At 61.3% G+C, this 20,287-nt stretch carries 16 protein-coding genes; 2 read left to right on the top strand and 14 right to left on the bottom strand.

Annotated elements, in window-relative coordinates:
• Positions 1 to 98 precede the first annotated feature (98 nt).
• The 5 genes from QK296_RS21385 to QK296_RS21365 all read right to left on the bottom strand — a co-directional run bounded on the left by QK296_RS21385 (position 99) and on the right by QK296_RS21365 (position 7,529).
• The gene (locus QK296_RS21385) at positions 99 to 1,514 is read right to left on the bottom strand and encodes a TolC family protein (protein ID WP_282391283.1); all 1,416 of its coding nucleotides are present in this window, start codon (positions 1,512 to 1,514) and stop codon (positions 99 to 101) included.
• Positions 1,511 to 4,690, bottom strand: a complete 3,180-nt coding sequence (locus QK296_RS21380) for an efflux RND transporter permease subunit (protein ID WP_003191086.1) — start codon at positions 4,688 to 4,690, stop codon at positions 1,511 to 1,513. The genes QK296_RS21385 and QK296_RS21380 overlap by 4 nt, the downstream gene beginning before the upstream one ends.
• Before the next feature lie 12 nt (positions 4,691 to 4,702).
• Positions 4,703 to 5,944 (bottom strand): multidrug efflux RND transporter periplasmic adaptor subunit MexE, encoded by a 1,242-nt coding sequence (gene mexE, locus QK296_RS21375; protein ID WP_034135660.1) that lies wholly within the window; start codon positions 5,942 to 5,944, stop codon positions 4,703 to 4,705.
• A 217-nt stretch (positions 5,945 to 6,161) separates the two neighbouring features.
• Positions 6,162 to 7,058 carry a LysR substrate-binding domain-containing protein gene (locus tag QK296_RS21370; protein ID WP_003191089.1) on the bottom strand — a complete coding sequence of 299 codons (897 nt, stop codon included), beginning with the start codon at positions 7,056 to 7,058 and terminating at the stop codon, positions 6,162 to 6,164.
• A gap of 87 nt (positions 7,059 to 7,145) precedes the next feature.
• Positions 7,146 to 7,529, bottom strand: a complete 384-nt coding sequence (locus QK296_RS21365) for a TolC family protein (RefSeq protein ID WP_275959718.1) — start codon at positions 7,527 to 7,529, stop codon at positions 7,146 to 7,148.
• Between the two features lie 106 nt (positions 7,530 to 7,635).
• Here QK296_RS21365 and QK296_RS21360 point away from each other — a divergent pair, with 106 nt between their 5' ends.
• Together QK296_RS21360 and QK296_RS21355 are read left to right on the top strand one after the other, a co-directional pair.
• Positions 7,636 to 7,953 (top strand): helix-turn-helix transcriptional regulator, encoded by a 318-nt coding sequence (locus tag QK296_RS21360; RefSeq protein ID WP_003191097.1) that lies wholly within the window; start codon positions 7,636 to 7,638, stop codon positions 7,951 to 7,953.
• The gene (locus QK296_RS21355; protein ID WP_003191098.1) at positions 7,946 to 9,235 is read left to right on the top strand and encodes a type II toxin-antitoxin system HipA family toxin; all 1,290 of its coding nucleotides are present in this window, start codon (positions 7,946 to 7,948) and stop codon (positions 9,233 to 9,235) included. Before QK296_RS21360 ends, QK296_RS21355 begins: the two co-directional genes overlap by 8 nt.
• Before the next feature lie 487 nt (positions 9,236 to 9,722).
• On the opposite strand, the gene QK296_RS21350 is transcribed toward QK296_RS21355, so the two are convergent.
• From QK296_RS21350 to QK296_RS21310, 9 genes are all read right to left on the bottom strand, one after another.
• Positions 9,723 to 10,298 carry a TetR/AcrR family transcriptional regulator gene (locus QK296_RS21350; protein WP_003191099.1) on the bottom strand — a complete coding sequence of 192 codons (576 nt, stop codon included), beginning with the start codon at positions 10,296 to 10,298 and terminating at the stop codon, positions 9,723 to 9,725.
• Positions 10,299 to 10,309: 11 nt separating this feature from the next.
• The gene (locus tag QK296_RS21345; RefSeq protein WP_169856833.1) at positions 10,310 to 11,950 is read right to left on the bottom strand and encodes an AMP-binding protein; all 1,641 of its coding nucleotides are present in this window, start codon (positions 11,948 to 11,950) and stop codon (positions 10,310 to 10,312) included.
• Between the two features lie 69 nt (positions 11,951 to 12,019).
• Positions 12,020 to 13,318, bottom strand: a complete 1,299-nt coding sequence (locus QK296_RS21340) for a PAS domain-containing protein (RefSeq protein WP_169856834.1) — start codon at positions 13,316 to 13,318, stop codon at positions 12,020 to 12,022.
• An 18-nt stretch (positions 13,319 to 13,336) separates the two neighbouring features.
• Entirely contained in the window at positions 13,337 to 14,581 is a 1,245-nt protein-coding gene (locus QK296_RS21335) for a GTP-binding protein (RefSeq protein WP_169856835.1), read from the bottom strand.
• Positions 14,578 to 15,234 (bottom strand): nitrile hydratase subunit beta, encoded by a 657-nt coding sequence (gene nthB / locus QK296_RS21330; RefSeq protein WP_169856836.1) that lies wholly within the window; start codon positions 15,232 to 15,234, stop codon positions 14,578 to 14,580. The genes QK296_RS21335 and nthB overlap by 4 nt, the downstream gene beginning before the upstream one ends.
• Positions 15,235 to 15,284: 50 nt before the next feature.
• The gene (gene nthA, locus QK296_RS21325; RefSeq protein ID WP_169856837.1) at positions 15,285 to 15,869 is read right to left on the bottom strand and encodes a nitrile hydratase subunit alpha; all 585 of its coding nucleotides are present in this window, start codon (positions 15,867 to 15,869) and stop codon (positions 15,285 to 15,287) included.
• A 75-nt stretch (positions 15,870 to 15,944) separates the two neighbouring features.
• A complete protein-coding gene (locus tag QK296_RS21320) occupies positions 15,945 to 17,459 on the bottom strand; it encodes an amidase (RefSeq protein WP_003191105.1) in 1,515 nt (504 codons plus the stop codon).
• 169 nt (positions 17,460 to 17,628) lie between these two features.
• Positions 17,629 to 18,495, bottom strand: coding sequence for a transporter (locus tag QK296_RS21315; protein WP_003191106.1), 867 nt, complete (start codon positions 18,493 to 18,495; stop codon positions 17,629 to 17,631).
• 84 nt (positions 18,496 to 18,579) lie between these two features.
• Positions 18,580 to 19,638: a phenylacetaldoxime dehydratase family protein gene (locus QK296_RS21310; protein WP_169856838.1), complete on the bottom strand. Its 1,059-nt coding sequence runs from the start codon at positions 19,636 to 19,638 to the stop codon at positions 18,580 to 18,582.
• Between the last annotated feature and the right edge of the window lie 649 nt (positions 19,639 to 20,287).

Raw genomic sequence — 20,287 nt, 5'->3', positions numbered from 1 at the left:
CTGCGTGGGACGATCGGTGGCAAAAAAAAGCCCCACGACCGAATGGACCGCAGGGCTAAAAATTGGCTGGATGCGACCAACCAAAGGAGCTCTTTACCTCACTTGCTGCTGGCAACCACCGTATCCGGCTGCCAGCCACCACCCAACGCCTTGTAGATCGCCACAATGCCGCGATACAGGTCCACTTCGGCCTGGGCTTGGGAGTCTTCGGCGGCCAGGCGTTCGCGCTGGGCGTCGAGCAGTACCAGGAAGTCCACGGTGCCTTCGCGGTAGCGGATCGCGGCGAGGTCGGCGGCGGCGCGGCTGGATTCGCTTTGGCGGATCAGCGAGACCAGGCGTTGCTGGCGCTTGCCGTAATCGCTGAAGGCGTTCTCGGACTCTTCCAGCGCCAGCAGCACTTGCTGTTCATAGGTTGCCAAGGCGCCATCGGCTTCGGCATTCGCACCGCGCAAACGCGCACGCACGCTGCCTAGGTCAAACGCGGCCCAGGTGATGCTCGGGCCCAGGGACCAGGCATTCGCCGCGGCCGAGCCGATCTGCGAACCGCGCCCGGCAGTGAAGCCGAGGAAGCCGCTGAGGCTCACCCGTGGGAACAGGTCGGCCTTGGCCACGCCGATACGTGCGGTGGCGGCGGCCAGTTTGCGTTCGGCGCTGAGGATGTCCGGGCGCCGTTGCAGCAGTTGCCCCGGGTCGCCAATCGGCAACGCCTTGGCAATCGCTGGCAGGTCTTTCGGGCTCAGGTCCACGCTCAGCTTGTCGGGGCGCTGGCCGAGGAGGGTGGCGATGCGGTTGCGCTCGCGCACTTGTTCGGCCTGCAGTTGCGGCACGCTGGCTTCAACCGCTGCCAGGTGGGCGTCGGCGCGTTCGACGTCGAGCTGATCACCCACGCCGGCGTCGCGCAGGCTGACGGTGATGGTGCGCGATTCCTGCTGGTTCTTCAGGTTGTCCAGGGCGATGCGTTCACGCAGTTGCGCGCCGCGCAGTTGACCGTAAGCATCCACCAGTTCGGCAATCATGGTGACTTGCAGTTGGTACAGGTCGGCTTCGGCGACTTGTTGGTCGGCGTCGCTGGCTTCCAGGTTGCGACGGATACGCCCGAACAAATCCACTTCCCAGGCCATGTCCAGGCCCAGGTCGTAGCGCTCGCTGTTGACACGCTTGGTGGTCTGCCCTGGAATCTGGCCCTTGCCCACATCGCTGCTGGCCCGGGAGGTGACCACCGGCATGATATCGTTGGCCGCATCATCACGGATGGCCCGTGCCGCCCGCAGACGGGCGAAGGCCACGCGCAAATCACGGTTGCCGCTCAGGGACTGGGTCACCAACTGGTTGAGGGTCGGGTCGTCAAACTGCTGCCACCAGATGCCTTCGTATTTGGCGTGGTCGTAGCTTTTGGTGTCGGCGGCGGCCGTGATGTTGGCCGCCTCCAGTTGCTGGGTCTTGTAGTCCGGGCCTACGGCACAGGCGGCGAGCGCCAGTACCAGCAGGCTCGGCAGGAATATTTTCACACTCATTGCTGTGTCTCCAGCTTCAAGGCCTTGGCCGCTTTGCGCGCTTCACTGCGCTCGACATAGCGACGGATCAGTACGTAGAACACTGGCGTCAGCAACAGACCGAAGAAGGTCACACCGATCATCCCGGAGAACACCGCCACGCCCATGGCATGGCGCATCTCGGCACCGGCACCGCTGGAGAGCACCAACGGCACCACACCCATGATGAACGCGAATGAGGTCATCAGGATCGGCCGCAGACGCAGGCGGCAGGCTTCCAGTACCGCAGCGAGCGGGTCGAGGCCTTCCTGCTGTTTATCCTTGGCGAACTCGACGATCAGGATCGCGTTCTTGCACGCCAGGCCCACCAGTACGATCAGGCCGATCTGGGTGAAGATATTGTTGTCGCCGCCCGAGATGATCACCCCGGTAATGGCCGACAGCAGCGTCATCGGTACGATCAGGATCACCGCCAGTGGCAGGCTCCAGCTTTCGTATTGGGCCGCGAGCACCAGGAACGCCAGCAGTACGCAGAGCGGGAACACGAACAGCGCGGTATTGCCTGAGAGGATTTGCTGATAGGTCAGGTCGGTCCACTCGTAGGTCATGCCGTTGGGCAGTTCATCTTTGAGCAGTTTTTCAATCGCGGCCTGGGCCTGGCCAGAGCTGTAGCCCGGCGCGGCGTTGCCGTTGATTTCTGCGGTGATGAAGCCGTTGTAGTGCATCACGCGGTCCGGGCCCGAGGTGTCGCTGACCTTGATAAAGGTCGCCAGGGGGATCATCTCGCCTCTGTTATTGCGCACTTTCAGCTGGCCGATCTGGTCGGAGTCCTGGCGGAACTGTTGCTCAGCCTGCACGTTGACCTGATAGGTGCGCCCGAAGCGGTTAAAGTCGTTGGCATACAACGAGCCCAGGTAGACCTGCAGGGTGTCGAAGATGTCACTGATCGCCACGCCGTGGGTCTTGGCCTTTTCGCGGTCGATAGCCGCGTCCACTTGCGGCACGTTGACCGTGTAGCTGGTGAACAGGCCGAACAGTTCAGGCACGCTGTGGCTCTTGGCAATCACGTTCTGCACTTCTTTATACAGCTCGTCATAGCCGAGGTTGCCACGGTCTTCGATCTGCAGACGGAAGCCCCCGATGGTGCCCAGGCCTTGTACCGGCGGCGGCGGGAAGATCGCCATGTAGGCTTCTTCGATATTGGCGTATTGGCCGTTCAGTGCACCGGCAATCGCACCGGCAGACATGCTTGGGTCTTTACGCTCATCGAAGGGCTTCAAGGTCACGAACACGATGCCGCTGTTCGGGCTGTTGGTGAACCCGTTGATCGACAGGCCGGGGAAGGCAATTGCAGCTTCCACGCCGGGTTGTTTCAGGGCGATCTCCGACATGCGCTTCATCACGTTTTCGGTACGGTCCAGGCTCGCGGCGTCGGGCAGTTGGGCGAAGGCCACCAGGTATTGCTTGTCCTGGGCCGGGACGAAACCGGTCGGCGTGTGGGCAAACCCGAAGAACGTCAGCACCATCAAACCTGCGTAGACGAACAACGCAATACCGCTGCCGCGAATCACTCGGCGCACGGTGCCTACGTAGCCATGGCTGGCCTTTTCGAAAAAGCGGTTGAAGGGACGGAACAGCCAGCCGCCGAAGACCTTGTCGAGGAACTTCGAGAACCGATCCTTCGGCGCGTCGTGACCGCGCAGCAACACAGCGGCCAGTGCAGGAGACAGGGTCAGGGAGTTGAACGCCGAGATCACGGTTGAGATCGCGATGGTCAAGGCGAACTGCTTGTAGAACTGCCCGGTCAAGCCACTGATAAAGGCGGCCGGAATGAACACCGCACACAGCACCAGCGCCGTGGCGATGATGGGGCCGGTCACTTCACTCATGGCTTTTTCGGTCGCCGGGAAGGGCTCCAGACCCAGCTCGATATTACGCTCGACGTTCTCCACCACCACGATGGCGTCGTCCACCACGATACCGATGGCCAGTACCAGGCCAAACAGTGACAGGGCGTTGAGTGAGAACCCGAACAGGTGCATCACCGCAAACGTACCGATCAACGATACCGGCACCGCCACCAAGGGGATGATCGAGGCGCGCCACGTCTGCAGGAACAGGATCACCACCAGCACCACGAGGATCAGTGCTTCAAACAGGGTATGCACCACCGCTTCGATGGAACCGCGTACGAAGATGGTCGGGTCATAGGCAATGCGATAATCCATGCCCGCCGGAAAGCTCTTTTTCAGCTCGGCCATCTTGCTGCGCACATCGTTGGAGATGTCGATGGCATTGGAGCCGGGACGCTGGAAAATCGGAATCGCGACGGCGGGCTGGTTATCGATCAGCGAGCGCAGCGCGTATTGGCTGGAACCCAGCTCGACCCTGGCGATGTCCTTGAGGCGCGTGATTTCACCGTTGGCACCCGCGCGAATCACGATGTTCTCGAACTCTTCTTCAGTGACCAGGCGGCCCTGGGTATTGACCGACAACTGGAAGCTGGTGTCGCTCGGCGCGGGCTGGGCGCCCAGGGCACCGGCAGCCACCTGGCGGTTCTGCTCGCGGATCGCTGTGACCACGTCGGTCGCCGTCAGGTTGCGCGAAGCGGTTTTGTTCGGGTCGAGCCAGACGCGCAGAGAGTAGTCGCCCATGCCGAACAACTGCACGTCACCGACGCCGCCCAGGCGGGCCAGTTCATCCTTGATATTGAGGATCGCGTAGTTGGACAGGTACAGCATGTCGTAACGCTGATCCGGGGAGGTCAAGTGCACCACCATGGTCAGGTCGGGGGAGGCCTTGTCCACGGTAATACCGATGCGCGTCACTTCCTCTGGCAGCTTGGGCTGGGTGCGCGTCACACGGTTTTGCACCTGCACCTGCGCGTTGTCCAGGTCGGTGCCCAGGGCGAAGGTGATGGTCAGGGTCAGCTTGCCGTCGGCAGTGGACTGCGAGGACATGTACAGCATGTTCTCGACGCCAGTGATGGCTTGCTCCAACGGCGCGGCCACGGTTTCACCGATGACTTTGGGGTTGGCCCCCGGGAAGTTGGCGCGCACCACCACGGTCGGCGGCACCACTTCCGGGTATTCGCTGATCGGCAACTGGAACAGCGAGATCGCACCGGCGATCAGGATCAACAGCGACAGCACCGCTGCGAAGATCGGCCTTGATATGAAGAACTTGGAAAAATTCATCTTGAGTATCCCTTAACCGCGTGGAGTCGCGACGCTTGCGAGCTTGGGCGCGGGTTTTTCCGGCGCCACTTGCTCCAGGTTGCTGGCTTCAAGCGCTTGTCGTTGTTGGGCCAAGGCGGCGAGGGTTTCCTTGCTGGCCATCGGGATGGTTTCCGGCGCGACCGGCGAGCCTGGGCGCACACGTTGCAGGCCCTTGACGATCACGGTGTCGTCCTTGGTCAGGCCACTGCGCACGATGCGTAAACCTTCGATTTTCGGCCCCAGTTCCACCGCGCGATAAGCCGGCTTGTCGCCGTCCATCACCAGTACGAATTTCTTGCCCAGGTCGGTGCCGACCGCTTCGTCATTGATCAACACGGCCGAATAGGTGCCGCTGCCGACCAGCTTCAAGCGCGCATACAGGCCAGGGGTGTATTCGCCCTTGCTGTTGTCGAACACCGCACGGCCACGGATGGTGCCAGTGGCCGGGTTGACCTGGTTGTCGACGAAGTTCATCTGGCCCAGGTGCGGGTTGCCGGTTTCGTTGGACAGCCCCAGGTACACAGGGGTGGTTGCGCCACGCCGGCCTTCGCGGGCCAGTTCGGTGTACTTGAGGAACACGCGCTCATCGGCGTCGAAGTAGGCGTAGACCTTATCGGTGGAGACCACGCTGGTGAGTGCAGTGGTATCGGCGGTCACCAGGTTGCCGGCGGTGATTTCGGCACGGCTGACGCGGCCACTGATGGGCGAGGTCACGCGGGTGAAGCTCAGGTTCAGCTTGGCCAGGTCCAACTGCGCCTGGATCCCGGCCATGGCCGCGCGGGCTTCCTGGGCGGCGGTGGTGCGCGAGTCAGCCAGTTCGGCGGAGATCGCATTGCTCTGGCGCAGGCGCTCGCCACGTTGCGCTTCGTTTTCACTGCGGGTGGCGGCGGCTTTCGTTTGTGCAAGCTGGGCTTCGAGGCGGCGCACTTCGGCCTGGAACGGGCGAGGGTCGATCTGGAACAGCAGGTCGCCTTTCTTCACCAGCGCGCCTTCGGTGAACGCCACCTGGTCAATCTGGCCGGACACTCGCGGACGAATCTGCACGGTTTCCGGCGCTTCAAGGCGCCCGGTGAACTCGTCCCATTCGTTGACCGGTTGTTCTAACACCTTGGCCACGCTGACCTTGGCAGGAGGCATGGCGGCCGCTTGTTCCGGGGACTTGCCGCACGCGCTCATCACCACCACGGCCAAGATCGCCAAGGGGAAGCGCAAATGTTTAAGTGACTGTTCCATGAGGTGCATCCGCCAATGTATTTGAGATGGGCGGATCATGCGCGGGGAGGTGCTAGGTCACGAATCGAATGAAGCAAAGGTAACTATCATTCGGAATGATATAAGCGCGGAGTCAGCCCTCTAGCATGGGGGTTTTGTTAGGGAGCTATCAATGTGATTGATGACAAAAGACTGTTGCTCAGGGTGCAAGGAACTTTCCCAGCAACGCGAGGGCGCATCACGGCGCCTCAAACGCCTCGCCCAGAAAGTCGATCAAGGACCGCACCGACGGCATCAGCCCACGCCTGGAAGGGAACACGGCGGTGATCACGCCTTCAGCGGGTTGCCATTCAGGCAATACGGCAATCAGGCGGCCATCGGCCAGTTCGTCTTTCACGACGACCTGCGGTAGGTTGGCGATGCCCACGCCCGCCAGTGCTGCGTTTTTCAGGGTGGACATGTCATCACTGACCAGGCGTGGCGTGTGTACTACCTGCGCCGTGGCGCCGTCCGGCCCGGTCAGGTCCCACAGGTACTGAAGCAACGGGTTGCCCCAATGGATAGTCGCCAGCCCGGCAAGGTCAGCTGGTAGCGAGGGCAGGGGAGCACCCTGCAAAAAAGTCGCGCTCGCCACCAGCACCTGAGGACTTTTAGCCAATACCTTCATGACCAGCTCACTGCTTTCCAGCGGCGGGAAACACAGGTTCAAGGCCATGTCATAGCCTTCGCTGATGATGTCGACCTTGCGGTTGAAACTCTTCACGTTCAGTTCGACGCTGGCGCATTGCGCCATGAATTGGGCCAGCATCGGCGCCACCCAATAGTTGAGCAGCGCAGTGGTGCAGCTCAAGCGGATCACGCCGCGCGGCTCTGATTTGTTGAAAGCAATCACATCTTCGGCCGACTCGGCCTCGGCAATCATCGCCACGCAGTGGCGGTAGTAGGCCTGGCCGATATCGGTGACTTGGAACTGGCGCGTCGAGCGCTGTATCAGTCGTGCCCCCAGCCTGGCTTCAAGCTGGCTGACTCTGCGGCTCAAGGTCGATTTGGGCAGGTTCAGCGCACGGCCCGCCGCCGCAAAGCCGCCGTGCTCGACCACCTTGGCGTAGAGGAAGAGTTCGTTGAGGTCGAACATGGGCAGTGTTCCATTTTTGAGATGCCCAAGCTTAATCCAAATCAGCCCTCACGTTGAGCGAATGTCAGCGCACTACTGACCAGTGCGTCAGTTCAGCGTATGACTGATATCCCGCAGGCGCGCGTCGCTCAGGTTGCCGGTGGAGGCCAACAGGTGCAACTGGGCCATCAGGATCGCATAACGTTGTTGGGCCAGGCGTTGCTGGGTATCGGTGACTTTCTGTTGGGCATCCAGTACATCGGTGTTGATACGCGAGCCGGCTTCGAAGCCGTGGGTCACGGCGCCAAGGTTGATCTGGCTGGAGTTCAAGGCCTGCTTGAGTGCCTGATATTGGCTCATGCCGTTGGTGACTTGCAGGTAGGCCTGACGTGCCCATGCGGGCCAGGTGCGCCTGGTCGGAGAAACCGCCGTCGGCAGCGTCGTCTGACTTAATGTCAGATAAATCCAGTATGTTGTGGCTAAGACGTACATTTTGGTGACTAAGGCCCTAACTCAGGGAGTTATCGGCTTGATAGGCGTTGCTGCTAATTCTATAATTTTGGGCACTAACTGGCGCAACAAGGGATAAGTACAGGTTATGTTGGATTTAAGCTTCAGCAAGCCGAGCGAAGTCGTCAAGCGCCTCTGTGATCGCTTGCGCACAGAGCGCTTGGCGCTGGACATGACACAAGCCGAACTGGCCGGGCGCGCTGGCATTGGCACCAACACCGTGTCCAACCTTGAAGCCGGGCGAAATGTGGGGTTCGAGAACGTCGTTCGGGTGGCCATAGCGCTTGGCCGAACCAAGGAGCTCGAAGGCCTGTTTCTGCCTAAGCTAGACAGCATCGAGGATATTCGGCGCTACGAAAACAGCGCCAATCGTCTGCGCACAAAGAGGAAGCCCGGCAATGCTTGAGCAGGTAAATGTCTTCTACGAAGGCTGGGGCGAGCGATGGCAATGGGGCTCGCTGGTCTCCACCACCGCCTTGACCGGTCGCCCGCTGATCGTGTTCGAGTACAGTAACGAAGCCAGACAAAAGGGTTTGGAACTGTGCTCATACATGCTGCCGTTGGAGGGGGCTCAGTTGCGTAGAGATTTTCCAGACCACCAACTGCATTTGCCAGGGCCTATCTACGATGCGTTGCCGGATGGCTGGGGCATGTTGTTGATGGACCGCATGTTCAGGCGCCGAGGGCTCACCACGGCGCGCATCGGACCACTGGAGCGGCTGGCGTACATCGGTAGCAACGCGATGGGCGCCATGACGTTTGAGCCCGTGGCGCCCGAAGGGCAGGCGTCTGAAGCCCACATCCCGCTGGAACAGCTTGCCGCCCAGGTGCAGCAAGTACTCCACGGAGACGGGGGCGAGTTCCTGCACACGTTGCTGCTGGTGGGTGGCTCGCCTCAAGGAGCACGGCCCAAGGCCCTCGTGTATCGCGACCCCGTAACCGGTGGTTTTACCACCGCCGTCACGCCAGGCTTTGAAGCGTGGTTGATCAAGTTCCCTGCCAAAGAAGAGCATGCCGAGGTATGTGCCATCGAAATGGTCTACGCCGAATGCCTGCGCTTGTGCGGTATAGACACCCCCGACACGCAGTACTTCAGTCTGCCTGATGGGTTGGCAGCGTTTGCCAGTAAGCGATTTGACCGACGCGATGGTCTGCGCGTCCCGATGCAAAGCCTCGCGGCGTTTACGGGCGCCAATTACCGCTCCCCGGGAGTGCTGGACTACGTCAACTTCCTGCGGGCAACGCAGATGTGTACAAATGACGTGCGCGAGATGGCGCGGGCCTTCGAACGTGCCGTCTTCAATGTGGCGTTCAACAACAGAGACGATCACCCCAAGAACTTTGCCTACATCATGTCGCAAGGCGGTCAGTGGAGATTATCGCCGGCTTACGACGTGACCTTCTGCGAGGGGCCAGGTGGTTATCACCAGATGGATGTGATGGGAGAAGCCCTGTCGATTTCCCGCACACAACTGCTTCGACTCGCCGAGGAGGCCGAGGTGCCACCGGACGTGGCTGGCAGCATGATTGATGGCATTTGCGAGGTGGCGCGCCGGTTTTCGGCGATCGCTGAGAACTTATACCCTCAGGATATTACGCGAGACACCTTGCGCCTGATTCAGGGCCGCATTGATGAGAACGTAGCTCGGCTAGTTCAGGGGCGTGCGGGGCGAGAGGCGTCAGGCTGAACAGTCGGAGCAACGCCTGCTAGAGGTTATTCGCGTCGTCAGAAACATTTTTGGCGGGGCTCTGGTGTTCAAAATTCGAAAAACCGCTATATGCATAGGTATCTACACAACTTCGGCATGACGCCGAGCCTGTGGCGAGGGAGCTTGCTCCCGCGACGGCCTGACAGCCGACATCTACCTGACACCCTAACGATCCAACTGTGGGAGCTGGCTTGCCTGCGAAGACGGCCTCACAGTCGACACCGTTACACTGAGTACATATCCATTCCTGCGGTAACGGCCACTTAGGGTTCCGCTCTGACAGCGGCTCACTTTTGAAAAGAGCCCAAAGGTAAGCAAAAGGCTCTTGCCCTACTACTCGGCACCTCGCTTGGGCTCGGTGTGCCCGTAATCCGCCAGCGTGGTTTAACGGGGCGCTTAAGATCAAGATCAAAAGCAGATCAAGAGCGGCTCGCTTCGCGTCGTGGTTACCGTTGGGTGTAGTCACTCAAGGTAGGGAATTAATGGCCTTTATGACCGCATCGGCGATGGTCTTTGTAATAAGCCGACGCTGACGGTGATCAATCTTTGGGCTCAGCCATGTGGGCAGGCTGTTCAGCACGGGCAGAATCGCCGTGAGCGCGCCCTCGCGCAACGGCCCGCCGGGCTGATGGCCCAGTTGGCCGACCACCTTCATGAGTTCCGACTCATAGGCTAGCCTCAATCGCTCAACGCTCGCTTGCATCGGGGCGCCCAGGCAATTGGCATCCATGACCGCCAACTTGAAGTGCCCGGTCATCTGTTCATGCAATTGAAGATGGCCTTCGATCAGCTTTGCCAGGCGTTGCGCGGCCGTCAATCTACGGGTGTTGATCCGATCGACGTGCGACAACAGCGCCTGATACAGCTCTGTCAGCCACTCAAACAGCATGGCTTCCTTGCTCTCTACATGGTGATAAATCGCGCCCGGGCTGATGCCAACATGCGCGGCCAATTCGCGCATGCTGACCTGGCTGAAACTACGCTCCTTGAACAGCTCCAGGGCTCTGCGCTGGAACTCCGAGCGGCTGAGCGGGGGAGCCATACGCCCGTGAGTCATGTGTCGAGTGCCTGCTGTTTGGCAATTTCCTGGTTGCGCAGAATGAACCGCTGCAACTTGCCACTGGGGGTCTTGGGCAGTTGCTCAACGAACTCGATTTCCCGTGGGTATGCATGCGCAGCCAGGCGCTGTCGGACATGCAGGCGCAAGACTTCCGCCAACTCGACACTGGGCAGGTACTCACGGTTGAGCACGACAAACGCTTTGATCAGCTCGGTACGTTGCGGGTCGGGTTTGCCGATCACCGCGGTTTCGATCACTGCCGGATGTTCGATGAGCGCGCTCTCTACATCGAAAGGCCCCACGCGGTAGCCGGACGTGGTGATCACATCGTCGTTACGGCCGACAAAGCTGATACTGCCGTCCTCATTGAGCTCCACGATATCGCCGCTCAAGTAGTAACGGCCCACAAACGCCTTGGTGGGCATGTGAAGGTAGCCATTGAACCAGCACAGGGGCGAGCGCTCGCGATCCACCGCCAGTACGCCCGGCTGGCCTGTCGGTAATTCCCGCTGCGCATCGTCCAGCACGACAATCCGGTACCCCGGCACCGCATAACCGGCAGAACCCTCACGTACCTGATGGCGTAACCCATGGTGATTGCATAACACCATGCCGATTTCGGTTTGGCCGTAATGGTCGTGAATGACCACGCCGAGCTGTTCGGCGAACCAACGGATGACTTGCGGGTTGAGCGGTTCGCCGGCGCTGCTGACGATACGCAGTTGGCCACGCACCGCGTCGGCGAACTCGGCCCCGGCATCTATCAGCAGGCGAAAGGCCGTAGGCGAGCCGGCCAGGTTGCTGATCCCGTACTTGGCGATAATCCGGCTGGTGCTTTGCACGGTGAAAGGGCCGTCATGGAACAGCGTGGCCCGGCCGCATGCCAGTGGCCCGGTCACGGCGTAATACAAGCCATAGGCCCAGCCGGGGTCGGCGAGGTTCCAGAAACGGTCGTCTTCGCGCAGGTCGATTGAATCGCGCATATAACTTTTGAAGGCTAGGATGGCGCTCACAGGCACCTCCAGCGGCTTGGCCGGCCCTGTGGTGCCCGAGGTGCACATCAGCAGGAACGGCGCACGGGCGTCCAGCAGCTCAGGTGTGCAGTCGGGTTGTTGATGCTCCAGCACATCCCAAAACGCGTAGTCGCTGGGGCGCTGTGAGGTGGCGTCGGTCACGATGACGTGGGGGCAGTCGAGGAGCTCGTCCAGCTTGGGACGGTTGTGGGCGTCGGTCACGATCCAGCGCGCGTTGGAACAGTCCAGTCGCTGTTCAATGGCCTTGGGCCCGAATGCGGTAAAGAGCGGTTGGTAGACCGCCCCGATGCGCCAGGTTCCCAGGATGGCGATCACCAGTTCAACCGTGCGTGGCATCAGGCCGGCGACCCGATCCCCCGGCTGCACGCCATGGGCCCGCAGGAAGTTGCCGAAACGCGCCGCGTGCGCCTGCAGTTCGCTGAAGGTGTACTGCGTGGCGCGGCCATCGTACGTTTCGCAATACAACGCCACGGCATGGCCATCGGCGTGCCGGTCGCAGCATTCAATGCAGGCATTCAAGGCGCCGGGTTCGCCGCGCAAGTCCTGGGCAGCCAGCTGTAGATAATCGAAGGATGAGACTGCTGAGTCGTAATCGCGCATAACGTACCTGATTATTATTGTTGGAATATGACCTGTGCCCACGCAGGCTGCGCGGGCGCCTGGATGTCGCTAGTGGTCCATCATCTGGGCCGCTTGCTGGGTCGCGTGGCTGGTCCGCGTGGCCAGCTTACGCACTTCATCGGCGACCACCGCAAACCCGCGACCGGCTTCGCCAGCTCGCGCCGCTTCAATGGCGGCATTCAATGCCAACAGGTTGGTCTGGCTGGCAATGCCCTGGATCGTGGCGACAATCTGCGTCAGCTTGGTGAGGGTTTCCTGCATCACCTGGTGTTGTTGCGCCTGCGCCTCGCGCATCGCACTTTCTTCATGGTGGGCATGGATATCGGTGATGGCACCCACCACCCGTTGCGGCGAGCCGTCCGGTGCGCGGCGGGTTTGCCCCCGGCCGCGAAACCAACGGTGAGTGCCATTGGTGTGTTTGAGTCGATACTCCACATCGAATGGGGTCTTGCCGCTGCGGTCGTCCACATGGGCGACGAACGCGCCGATGGCTCGTGCGCTATCCTCGGGATGCAAGCGCGAGGTCCAGCTTTCCAGGGTGTTGGGGAACTCTTCCACCGTGTTGCAGCCCAGCAGCCGGCGCATCTGCGAAGACCACCAAATGGTATTGTTCGGGTTCGCCGGGTCGCCGGCCACCACCTCGATATCCCAGAGCCCGTCGTGCAGCATTTCTCGGGAAATGTCGAAACGTGTGGCCGCCAGTTCGAGCGCCTCGTGGTGCAGGTACTGTTCATGAATGTCACGCACGGTTCCCCCCATGGCAAGCGCTGTGCCCTGCGCATCGCGTCGGGCGGCTCCGCTGATCCGGCACCAGCGATAGTCATTGCCGAGTGCCGACTTCATCCGCACGTCGAGCGCAAAGGCCGTACGCCCGCTGCGATCGGCAAGGTGCCGGGCGAGCGCCTTCCGATGCGCTGGCTGGTCATCCGGATGCAGTTGTTCGCTCCAGCCGCCAAACTGGTCAATCGCCTGGGCCAGGTTCGACGCAGACGCAGACCCCGTCCACGTCATCGCAGCACCCGGGGCGGGGGCGGCGGCGCCATCCAGTTCCAGCTCCCAGAACCGTTCACCTGCACCCTGTGTGATCAGGGTCCAGCGCGCCTCCCACTGCCGCACCAGCTGGTCACGGCGGGCCAGGCGCTCCTCCAACTGGCGGATTTCCAACGTCAGCGCGCGGGACTGCTCTTTGAGGGTTCGCCGTTCTTGCAGCAGTTGTTCGACGCTTGCCAGGATGCGGCGTAACAACGGGTGGCTTGACGACAGCGGTGTGCCTGGCTGGTCAGGCTGCTCCAGTCGGTCGGCGAGCGGCGCCAATACGCAGCGGGTGGTTCGGTTGAAAAAGAGCATGGGGCACCTCTACCTCGGTCAAATAGGGTCAGCCTGCAAGGACGGCGTCGGCGCCGATAAGGCCTGGGAGTCAAAGATTGCTGCCCCCGGCAGGGCTTGCCAGGCCGAGGGGCCGGCGGCGATTTCCTGAGTACTCAGCAAGCAGTTGTCGAGTGCGCGCTGCAGCGCTTGGGTGTCCAGGCCCTGGCCGATAAAGACCAGCTCCTGCCGGCAATCGCCGACAATGCTGTCCCACTTGGCCATGATGCTCTGCAACCGATATTCATCCTGCGGCCATTGCGACTGCTCGATGAAGTTCCACCAGTGCCCGACGTAGTCCCACTGGAACTGACTGCCGCTTTGCACCAGCAGGCCGGTTTCCAAGTGCCTGCTGGCGAGCCAGAAGTAACCTTTGCTGCGCAACAGGCGCCCGTTGTGCCAGGGCTGCTGGAGAAAATCGAGCAATCGCTGCGGGTGAAACGGGGCACGCTCGCGGTACACCCAGGAGGTCACGCCATAGGTGTCCGACTCAGAGGCCGGCGTGTCGTCGGCCTGCATTTTTTTCATCCAGCCGGGCGAGGCCGCGAGGCTAGGTAAATCAAACAGGTGGGTACCGAGTATTGCGGATAACTCCACGTTATCCTGAGCCATCGGCATGATCCGCGCGCTCGGGTTAAGGCCGGCGAGGATCGCGTGCACGGCCTGGTAGCCGGGCTCGTCGATCAGGTCCAGTTTGTTGACGAGAATGACGTTGGCGTATTCCACTTGCTCGATCAGCAGGTCGGTCAGATGGCGCGTGGGTGCGTCGTCGCGGGCCACGATGCCCGGCGATTCGAGCAATGCTTCAAAGCGACTGCCATCGACCACCGTCACCAAGGTGTCAAGCCGCGCCAGTTCGCTGAGGCTGAAGCCCTGCGCGTCGAGGAAGGCGAACGTCTCGGCTACCGGCATCGGCTCGGAGATCCCCGTGGACTCAATCAGCAAGTAGTCGAAACGTTGCTGGCGTGCCAGGGCGCTGATCTGCTCGAGCAAGTCGGCGCGCAGCGTGCAGCAGATGCAGCCATTGCTCATCTCGATCAACTCATCGCGGCCCCGGTGCAGCGCCACGTCGCGCTGCACCTGCTCGGCATCGATGTTGATCTCGCTCATATCATTGACGATGACCGCCACGCGCAGGCCGTCGCGATTGCGCAGGATATGGTTGAGCAGGGTGGTTTTGCCGGCGCCGAGGAAGCCGGAAAGCACCGTCACCGGCAGTCGGCCTGTCAAGGCGCCGTCCATCATGCGTTCACCGTGCCATCGGCGTGGTCCAGGTAGCTTTCGAACAGGTCGACCACCACGAAGCCATCATCTGCTGCGTCGCCCCAGAGATCTTTCACGCGAAACTCGACGTGATAGGTCGGCTGATGCGCCGCGCTCAGATCACCGTGGCCGATCGCGTCAGGGAAGGGCCACTTTTGCGCGGTGCGGTGCACCACCACGCCTTCTTTGCCGCGTACGTAGGCCGGCATGCGGGTATGCCCGGCCACATACTCGTCTCGCACCACCACCCGGTCGCCCACCTCAAAGGGCGCGCGGCCGCTGATCGCTGGGCGCCCACTGGCATGCGCGGGGTTCGCCAACTTGAAGTGCGAACCCAGGGCCTGATCGAGTTCCGCCTGGGTGATCACTCCGGTTTCGACCAGCAGGGTGGCGGTGGCGATGACATAGCGTTCGTAGTATTGGGTACCGACATGTTGGCGCACATCCAGGCGCTCGACGGCGTGGCGCACTTCGTCCACGCTGAACTTTTTCAAGTGATCGGCGCCGACAAACATCAGGCTGTAGGCCAGGTGCTCCCAGTCCTGCTTGAACACGGGTTGGTAGCTCAGGCTGTTGATGGTGTGAGGGACTTTGCCAAAGCCTTGAAACCCACCGAGATCGTGAAAGCCATCCATTGTGAATACCTCTGAAAAGTGCAAAAAACAAAGGGCACCGGTTACGCCACCTAAGGCAGCGCCACGCCGATAAGGACATCCTTGGTGATCAGTTTTCGCAGGGCCTCTTCATCCATCGATTCGCTGCCCTTGGGCCGTACAGGCAGCACCAGATAGCGGGTTTCGGCGCTGGTGTCCCAGACCTTGACGATGACGTCGGCCGGCAGCTCGGTGCCCAGTTCCCGCAGCACGGTGCGCCCTTCGCGCACCAGTCGGGCGCGGAACTCGAAGCCCTTGTACCACTCCGGCGGCAAGCCCAGGACAGGCCAGTTGGTGCAGGAGCACAGGCTGCACACAATCACGTTTTTCACGCTGGGCGTGTCTGGCAGCGCAACAATGTATTCACCCTGCGGGCCGGTATAGCCAAATTGGGCGCACGCCGCGGTGCCGTCTTTGAGCAGCAGTTCGCGAAACTGCGGGTCTACCCAGGCCTTGGCCACCACCCGAGCCCCGTTCTCCGGGCTCCATTGGTGTGCCATCAGCTGTGTCATGTGTTCGATGTAACCGCCGGGGATCAGATCCTTCTGCTTGAGCACTTGCAGTAACGCTTGCGCGCGTTCGCCCGGTGTAGATGTGCTTGCTTCGTGTGCGCTCATAAGTTGACTCCTCATCGTTGAGCTTCTGGGCAGCGCCTGGCGGCTTATTCTTTTTGCGCTGCGCGGGACTACCGGCTAACAGTTTTTCCAGTCAACCGACGCCTCGAACGCTGCGGCAGCCTGGTAAATCGTGCCTTCGGCATAGTGCTTGCCGACCAGCATCAGCCCGACAGGTAGACCGTCTACCAGGCCGCAGGGAATCGACATGGCCGGATGGCCGGTGATGTCCTGGGCGCAGGCATTGCCGATCATTTCCAGCGCACGGGCCACGTACTCGGTAACCGAGCAACCCGGCTGCGGGTGGGGCTGGGCGACGATCGGCACGGTGGGCATCACCAGCAGGTCATAGCGCGCCAACGCGGCGTCATACCCGGCGCGTGCCACGCGCCTGAGGTTTTGTGCCTTGGCGTAGAACCGCCCGTTGTAGCGCTCCAGCCCGTATTGCCCGACGAACATGCACAGCTTGAGAGAGGCGGACAGCTCATTGGCCTGATCGCGCCACCCGGCTTGCTGGTCCAGCAAACCGAGGTCATACAGCCCTTGCCAGTTAAAACCGGCCCCATTGCCGTGCATCATCTGCATCATCAAACCTTCACAGCCGATGGGGTGCCACAGCGAACCGGCAATGCTGTGCTCAGGCACCGACACCTCCTCGACCTGCGCGCCCAGCCGCGCAAACGCTGCAATGGCTTGGCGTACGCACGAGTCCACACGCGGGTCTTGGTTGGCCAGTTCAAAACCTTCGCGCAGGATGCCGATCCTCAGCCCGCTGACACCGCGCTCCAGGTAATCGCTGTAAGCGTCGACCTGCGGCGCGGCTTGTCGCGGATCAAGCCCATCGGCGCCGGCCATGACCTCCAGCATCAAGGCGTTGTCGCGTACGTTTGCGGTGATGGGGCCGGCGTGATCGATAGTCGCCTCGATGGCCATGATGCCGGTGTAGGGCACCAGGCCGTGGGTCGGCTTCATGCCGTAAGTGCCGCAGAAGGCGGAAGGGATGCGGATTGAGCCGCCCTGGTCACCGCCGACAGCCAGGTCGACCTCGCCGGCGGCAACCAGCGCTGCGCTGCCGGAAGACGAACCACCCGAGGCAAACCCTTGGCGATAGGGGTTGTGCACCGGTGCAGGATCGGAAGTGTGGCTGCCGCCGGACAGGCAGTAGTGTTCGCACGTTGCCTTGCCGAGAATAGTCGCGCCGGCATCCAGCAAGCGGGTGACAACCGTGGCATCGAAGGCGGGGACGAAGCCTTCAAGCGGCTTGGCACCATTCATCATGGGCACGCCAGCCAGTGAAATATTGTCTTTGAGGGCGACCGTTTTACCTGCGAGCTTGCCTTCGCGCGCACCGTTGACTTCGGTGCGGAAGTACCAGGCGTTGAGCGGGTTGTGTGCGGCCGAGGGACGGTAGCCTGAGCTGCGTTCATAACGCACCGGCGGGATGAAGTCCGGCAGCTCGTCAACCAGGTCATAGGCGTCGAAGCTTGCCTGCATAAGTGCCAGGTATTCATCGGCTTGCTGCGCACTGAGTTGCATGTGCAGGCTGCTCGAAATAGCCAATAGCTGTTCAAGGGTGGGGCGAGCGATTGCCATGGTTGGCTGTCCTTATCGTAAATGGCCGAAGAGCACTGCATGCTCACTATCAGCGGGCCTGGGGCTCAAGATAGTCCGCGCATCCAGGCGGTGGCTTGGTTGAGAAAGACATCGACTTGGCTGAGCGGGACACCTTGGCGCCAGGGGCGCGCGGTCGCAGTTTCTGGCGTTAAAAAATGTGCGCGTAACGCAGGTTCATGCGGAAGTCTTCGCGGGTGCCGTTGTCCACCGAGAGGTCTTTGCCCAATTGCAGTTGCACCTGGTCGGTGGGGGTGACGAATTTGGTGGCGGTGAGACGCACGTTGGTGGTGCCCAACTCGTTGTCTTGATTGACATGCTCGATGTTTGTCTCGCCTCCCCAGGTGCGCCCCAAGCCGATAGCAAAGGTGGTGGTGGCGTCCGGCATGTAACGGCCCATGATCTGCGCTGCGTAGGACACGTCCTGCTTCAGGCGGTCGGCATTTGCACCGTAATCGGTGTTGTCGCCATACCAGGTCGCGCCGCCGACCAGGTCCATCGCCCATTTCTCTGTGAAGTGCTTGACGTAGGCACTCTGCAGTTCGAATTTCCAGCGATTCTCCCCGAGATTGAGCGCATCGTCCTTGTCATACGTGCCCGAAGGCACATACACATAGGGGGCGATACTGAGGGTGTCGCGGGCTTCGTTGAACCGCCATTTCACCGGCGCGGTGAGGATCAAGTCGCCCACGCCGCGAGTACTGCCCAGTGCTGAGGCGTCACCTGCGCCGGAGACGTGGCCGAAAGGCAAAAGGAATTGCGGGTCGATGGTGACCGTGTCGCTGAGGGCATACACATGGAGCAGACGCAGGATGCCCACGTCCGAGGTCACCCTGAAGTCAGAGCTGGCCTTGTGGCCGTTGGCGTAAGCCGAGTCCGTAGTGGCGTGCTGGTAATAAATCGCCCCGATAGTGGCGCCGATCGGATATTGCTCGTAGTCGCCAGGCGCGACTTCACCCGCGTTCGCGTGGAGCGCGGGCAACAGGGTGGAGAGGGTCAGCAGGCGGATCTTATTCATCGTTTATTCCTCGCACAGGGGACCGGGCCACCCGTGAAAGGTGGCAAGGCGGCAGAAGCTGGGGGGGTTAAACGCCTAGGGCGCTCAGGCTGTGGGCGGCAGGGCGTCGCGCAACATGCCGGTGTGCGGGTGACAGTTGATGTACTCGAAGACCTGGCTTTTGGCGTCGGATACGGACACCTCGTGGTACAGCCTCAACTTCTTCAAGCCCGCGGCCACGCGAAAGAACGTCACGAAAATACGCAGGTGGGTCGGGTGGGATTCGGCCCAGCGTTCGAGTTTCTCCACTGAGCGCCAGTGACCGATGTTGTAGCTCAGGTCGAGAACGTTGCCGTCCAGGTCGATATTGCGCACGAACCTGTTGCTGTAGCAGCCCAACGGCTGGCCGTTGTCACGCAGGAAGTCCATGCCGTCCTGCAACGTCGGTAAAATTTCGTCGAGGTAGAGCGAGCGTTCCTCTGCCTCGGCATCCGCCCAGTCCTGGCCGGAACGAATCAGTGTGAGGTTGTCGTGCCCCAGCACCACCACGCGTCCGCCCTTGGCTGGGTCGCCCGCGACCACTTGCAGCTCGCTCGTGGGCTTCATCCAGTCGGTCTGGGAGATGGGGAAACGGTCGCGCATCGAGCCCCAGTAGCCGTGTTCTTCGATCTCGCCACTGGTGGCATCCATGACTGCGCCAACACCCGGCAGGTTCTCCTGGAAGGCGTACAGCGTCTCGAACTGCTCGGCGCGCGGCGCGGTGATTTCGCGGAAGTAACCCAGGCCTTCACCCAGGCGATCCGGCGAACTCCACCAGTCATTCACCTGGGGTGAACGCAACCAGCGGCAATGGGCGGCAGGGTCTTTCCAGTACCCGACCACGATCAGATTATCAAAGCCGCTGCTGTCAGTGTGCTGAGTCAAATCGTAGTTCTGCGGGCCGTCGACCTGGCTGAAACTGCCGACGATGTGACGCATCGCCTGCAATGCAGCCTTGCGCTGGGTATCGCCTTGATACTGCACGCCCAGATAAGCCATCACCACTTGTTGCAGCTGCTCGTCAGCGCGCGCCACCCACATCGGGAACGGCGGTTGATACTCCTCGGGCACGCGGCGGGACAGTGTGCGTGGGCATTTGAGATGTGTGTCGATTGCAGATTCCATCTTGAGCTCCTCGTTATTTTGGTTCAGGCCTACGGGTGGGCGTCAGCGCGTCGGCGGCAGGGTGCGCTTGGCGACCTGCCGTCGGTGCAGCAGCTGCATGGTTCCCCATTCAATCAACCAATAAGCCGACTCCTCAGGCGCGAGGTCGCGCCGTTGCAGAAGCCATGAACAATCAGCCAATCGTGGTGAAGAATGTCGATGCATGGCGTACCTCATCAGCGGGGTATGAGCTGCTGTGAGGTGGAAATTAGGCCGGCAGAGGAGGGCGCGCTTTGTTCGGTGAGACAACCGCTTGGTTGGCAAAGACAGGCGGGCTACGGACGTTTACCTGTGGTCTGCGCTGGTGCACGCGGGCTGATGATGTGATGTGCTGTGCCCTTAAACGGGCCGCAACTGCGGTGCGACGATGGCTATCTACCTGGCGCCCCGCGATCCAACTGTGGGAGCTGGCTTGCCTGCGATGGCGGCCTGTCAGTCGATATCTATCTACCTGACACCCCGCGGTCAAACTTGTGGGAGCGCGCTTGCTCGCGAAGGCGGCCTGGCAGCCAACACAGCTGGATTGTGTACATATCCATTGCTGCGGTAACGGCTACTTAGGGTTCCGCCCTGACGGCGGCTCACTTTGCAAAAGCGGCAAAGTAAGCAA

The organism is Pseudomonas sp. AL10, from assembly GCF_029960685.1.
Taxonomy (GTDB): Bacteria; Pseudomonadota; Gammaproteobacteria; order Pseudomonadales; family Pseudomonadaceae; genus Aquipseudomonas; species Aquipseudomonas lactis.
Note: the sequence above shows the minus strand (reverse complement) of the source record. Positions and strands in the feature narration are given on the sequence as shown.

Bases quoted from the DNA above. Each gene is read 5' to 3' on its own strand.
- QK296_RS21340 (WP_169856834.1), bottom strand. From the start codon at position 13,318: ATGCTCTTTTTCAACCGAACCACCCGCTGCGTATTGGCGCCGCTCGCC.
- QK296_RS21315 (WP_003191106.1), bottom strand. From the start codon at position 18,495: ATGAATAAGATCCGCCTGCTGACCCTCTCCACCCTGTTGCCCGCGCTC.
- QK296_RS21370 (WP_003191089.1), bottom strand. From the start codon at position 7,058: ATGTTCGACCTCAACGAACTCTTCCTCTACGCCAAGGTGGTCGAGCAC.
- QK296_RS21380 (WP_003191086.1), bottom strand. From the start codon at position 4,690: ATGAATTTTTCCAAGTTCTTCATATCAAGGCCGATCTTCGCAGCGGTG.
- QK296_RS21310 (WP_169856838.1), bottom strand. From the start codon at position 19,638: ATGGAATCTGCAATCGACACACATCTCAAATGCCCACGCACACTGTCC.
- QK296_RS21320 (WP_003191105.1), bottom strand. From the start codon at position 17,459: ATGGCAATCGCTCGCCCCACCCTTGAACAGCTATTGGCTATTTCGAGC.
- QK296_RS21360 (WP_003191097.1), top strand. From the start codon at position 7,636: ATGTTGGATTTAAGCTTCAGCAAGCCGAGCGAAGTCGTCAAGCGCCTC.
- QK296_RS21365 (WP_275959718.1), bottom strand. From the start codon at position 7,529: ATGTACGTCTTAGCCACAACATACTGGATTTATCTGACATTAAGTCAG.
- QK296_RS21335 (WP_169856835.1), bottom strand. From the start codon at position 14,581: ATGATGGACGGCGCCTTGACAGGCCGACTGCCGGTGACGGTGCTTTCC.
- QK296_RS21345 (WP_169856833.1), bottom strand. From the start codon at position 11,950: ATGCGCGATTACGACTCAGCAGTCTCATCCTTCGATTATCTACAGCTG.
- nthB (WP_169856836.1), bottom strand. From the start codon at position 15,234: ATGGATGGCTTTCACGATCTCGGTGGGTTTCAAGGCTTTGGCAAAGTC.
- mexE (WP_034135660.1), bottom strand. From the start codon at position 5,944: ATGGAACAGTCACTTAAACATTTGCGCTTCCCCTTGGCGATCTTGGCC.
- QK296_RS21385 (WP_282391283.1), bottom strand. From the start codon at position 1,514: ATGAGTGTGAAAATATTCCTGCCGAGCCTGCTGGTACTGGCGCTCGCC.
- QK296_RS21350 (WP_003191099.1), bottom strand. From the start codon at position 10,298: ATGGCTCCCCCGCTCAGCCGCTCGGAGTTCCAGCGCAGAGCCCTGGAG.
- nthA (WP_169856837.1), bottom strand. From the start codon at position 15,869: ATGAGCGCACACGAAGCAAGCACATCTACACCGGGCGAACGCGCGCAA.
- QK296_RS21355 (WP_003191098.1), top strand. From the start codon at position 7,946: ATGCTTGAGCAGGTAAATGTCTTCTACGAAGGCTGGGGCGAGCGATGG.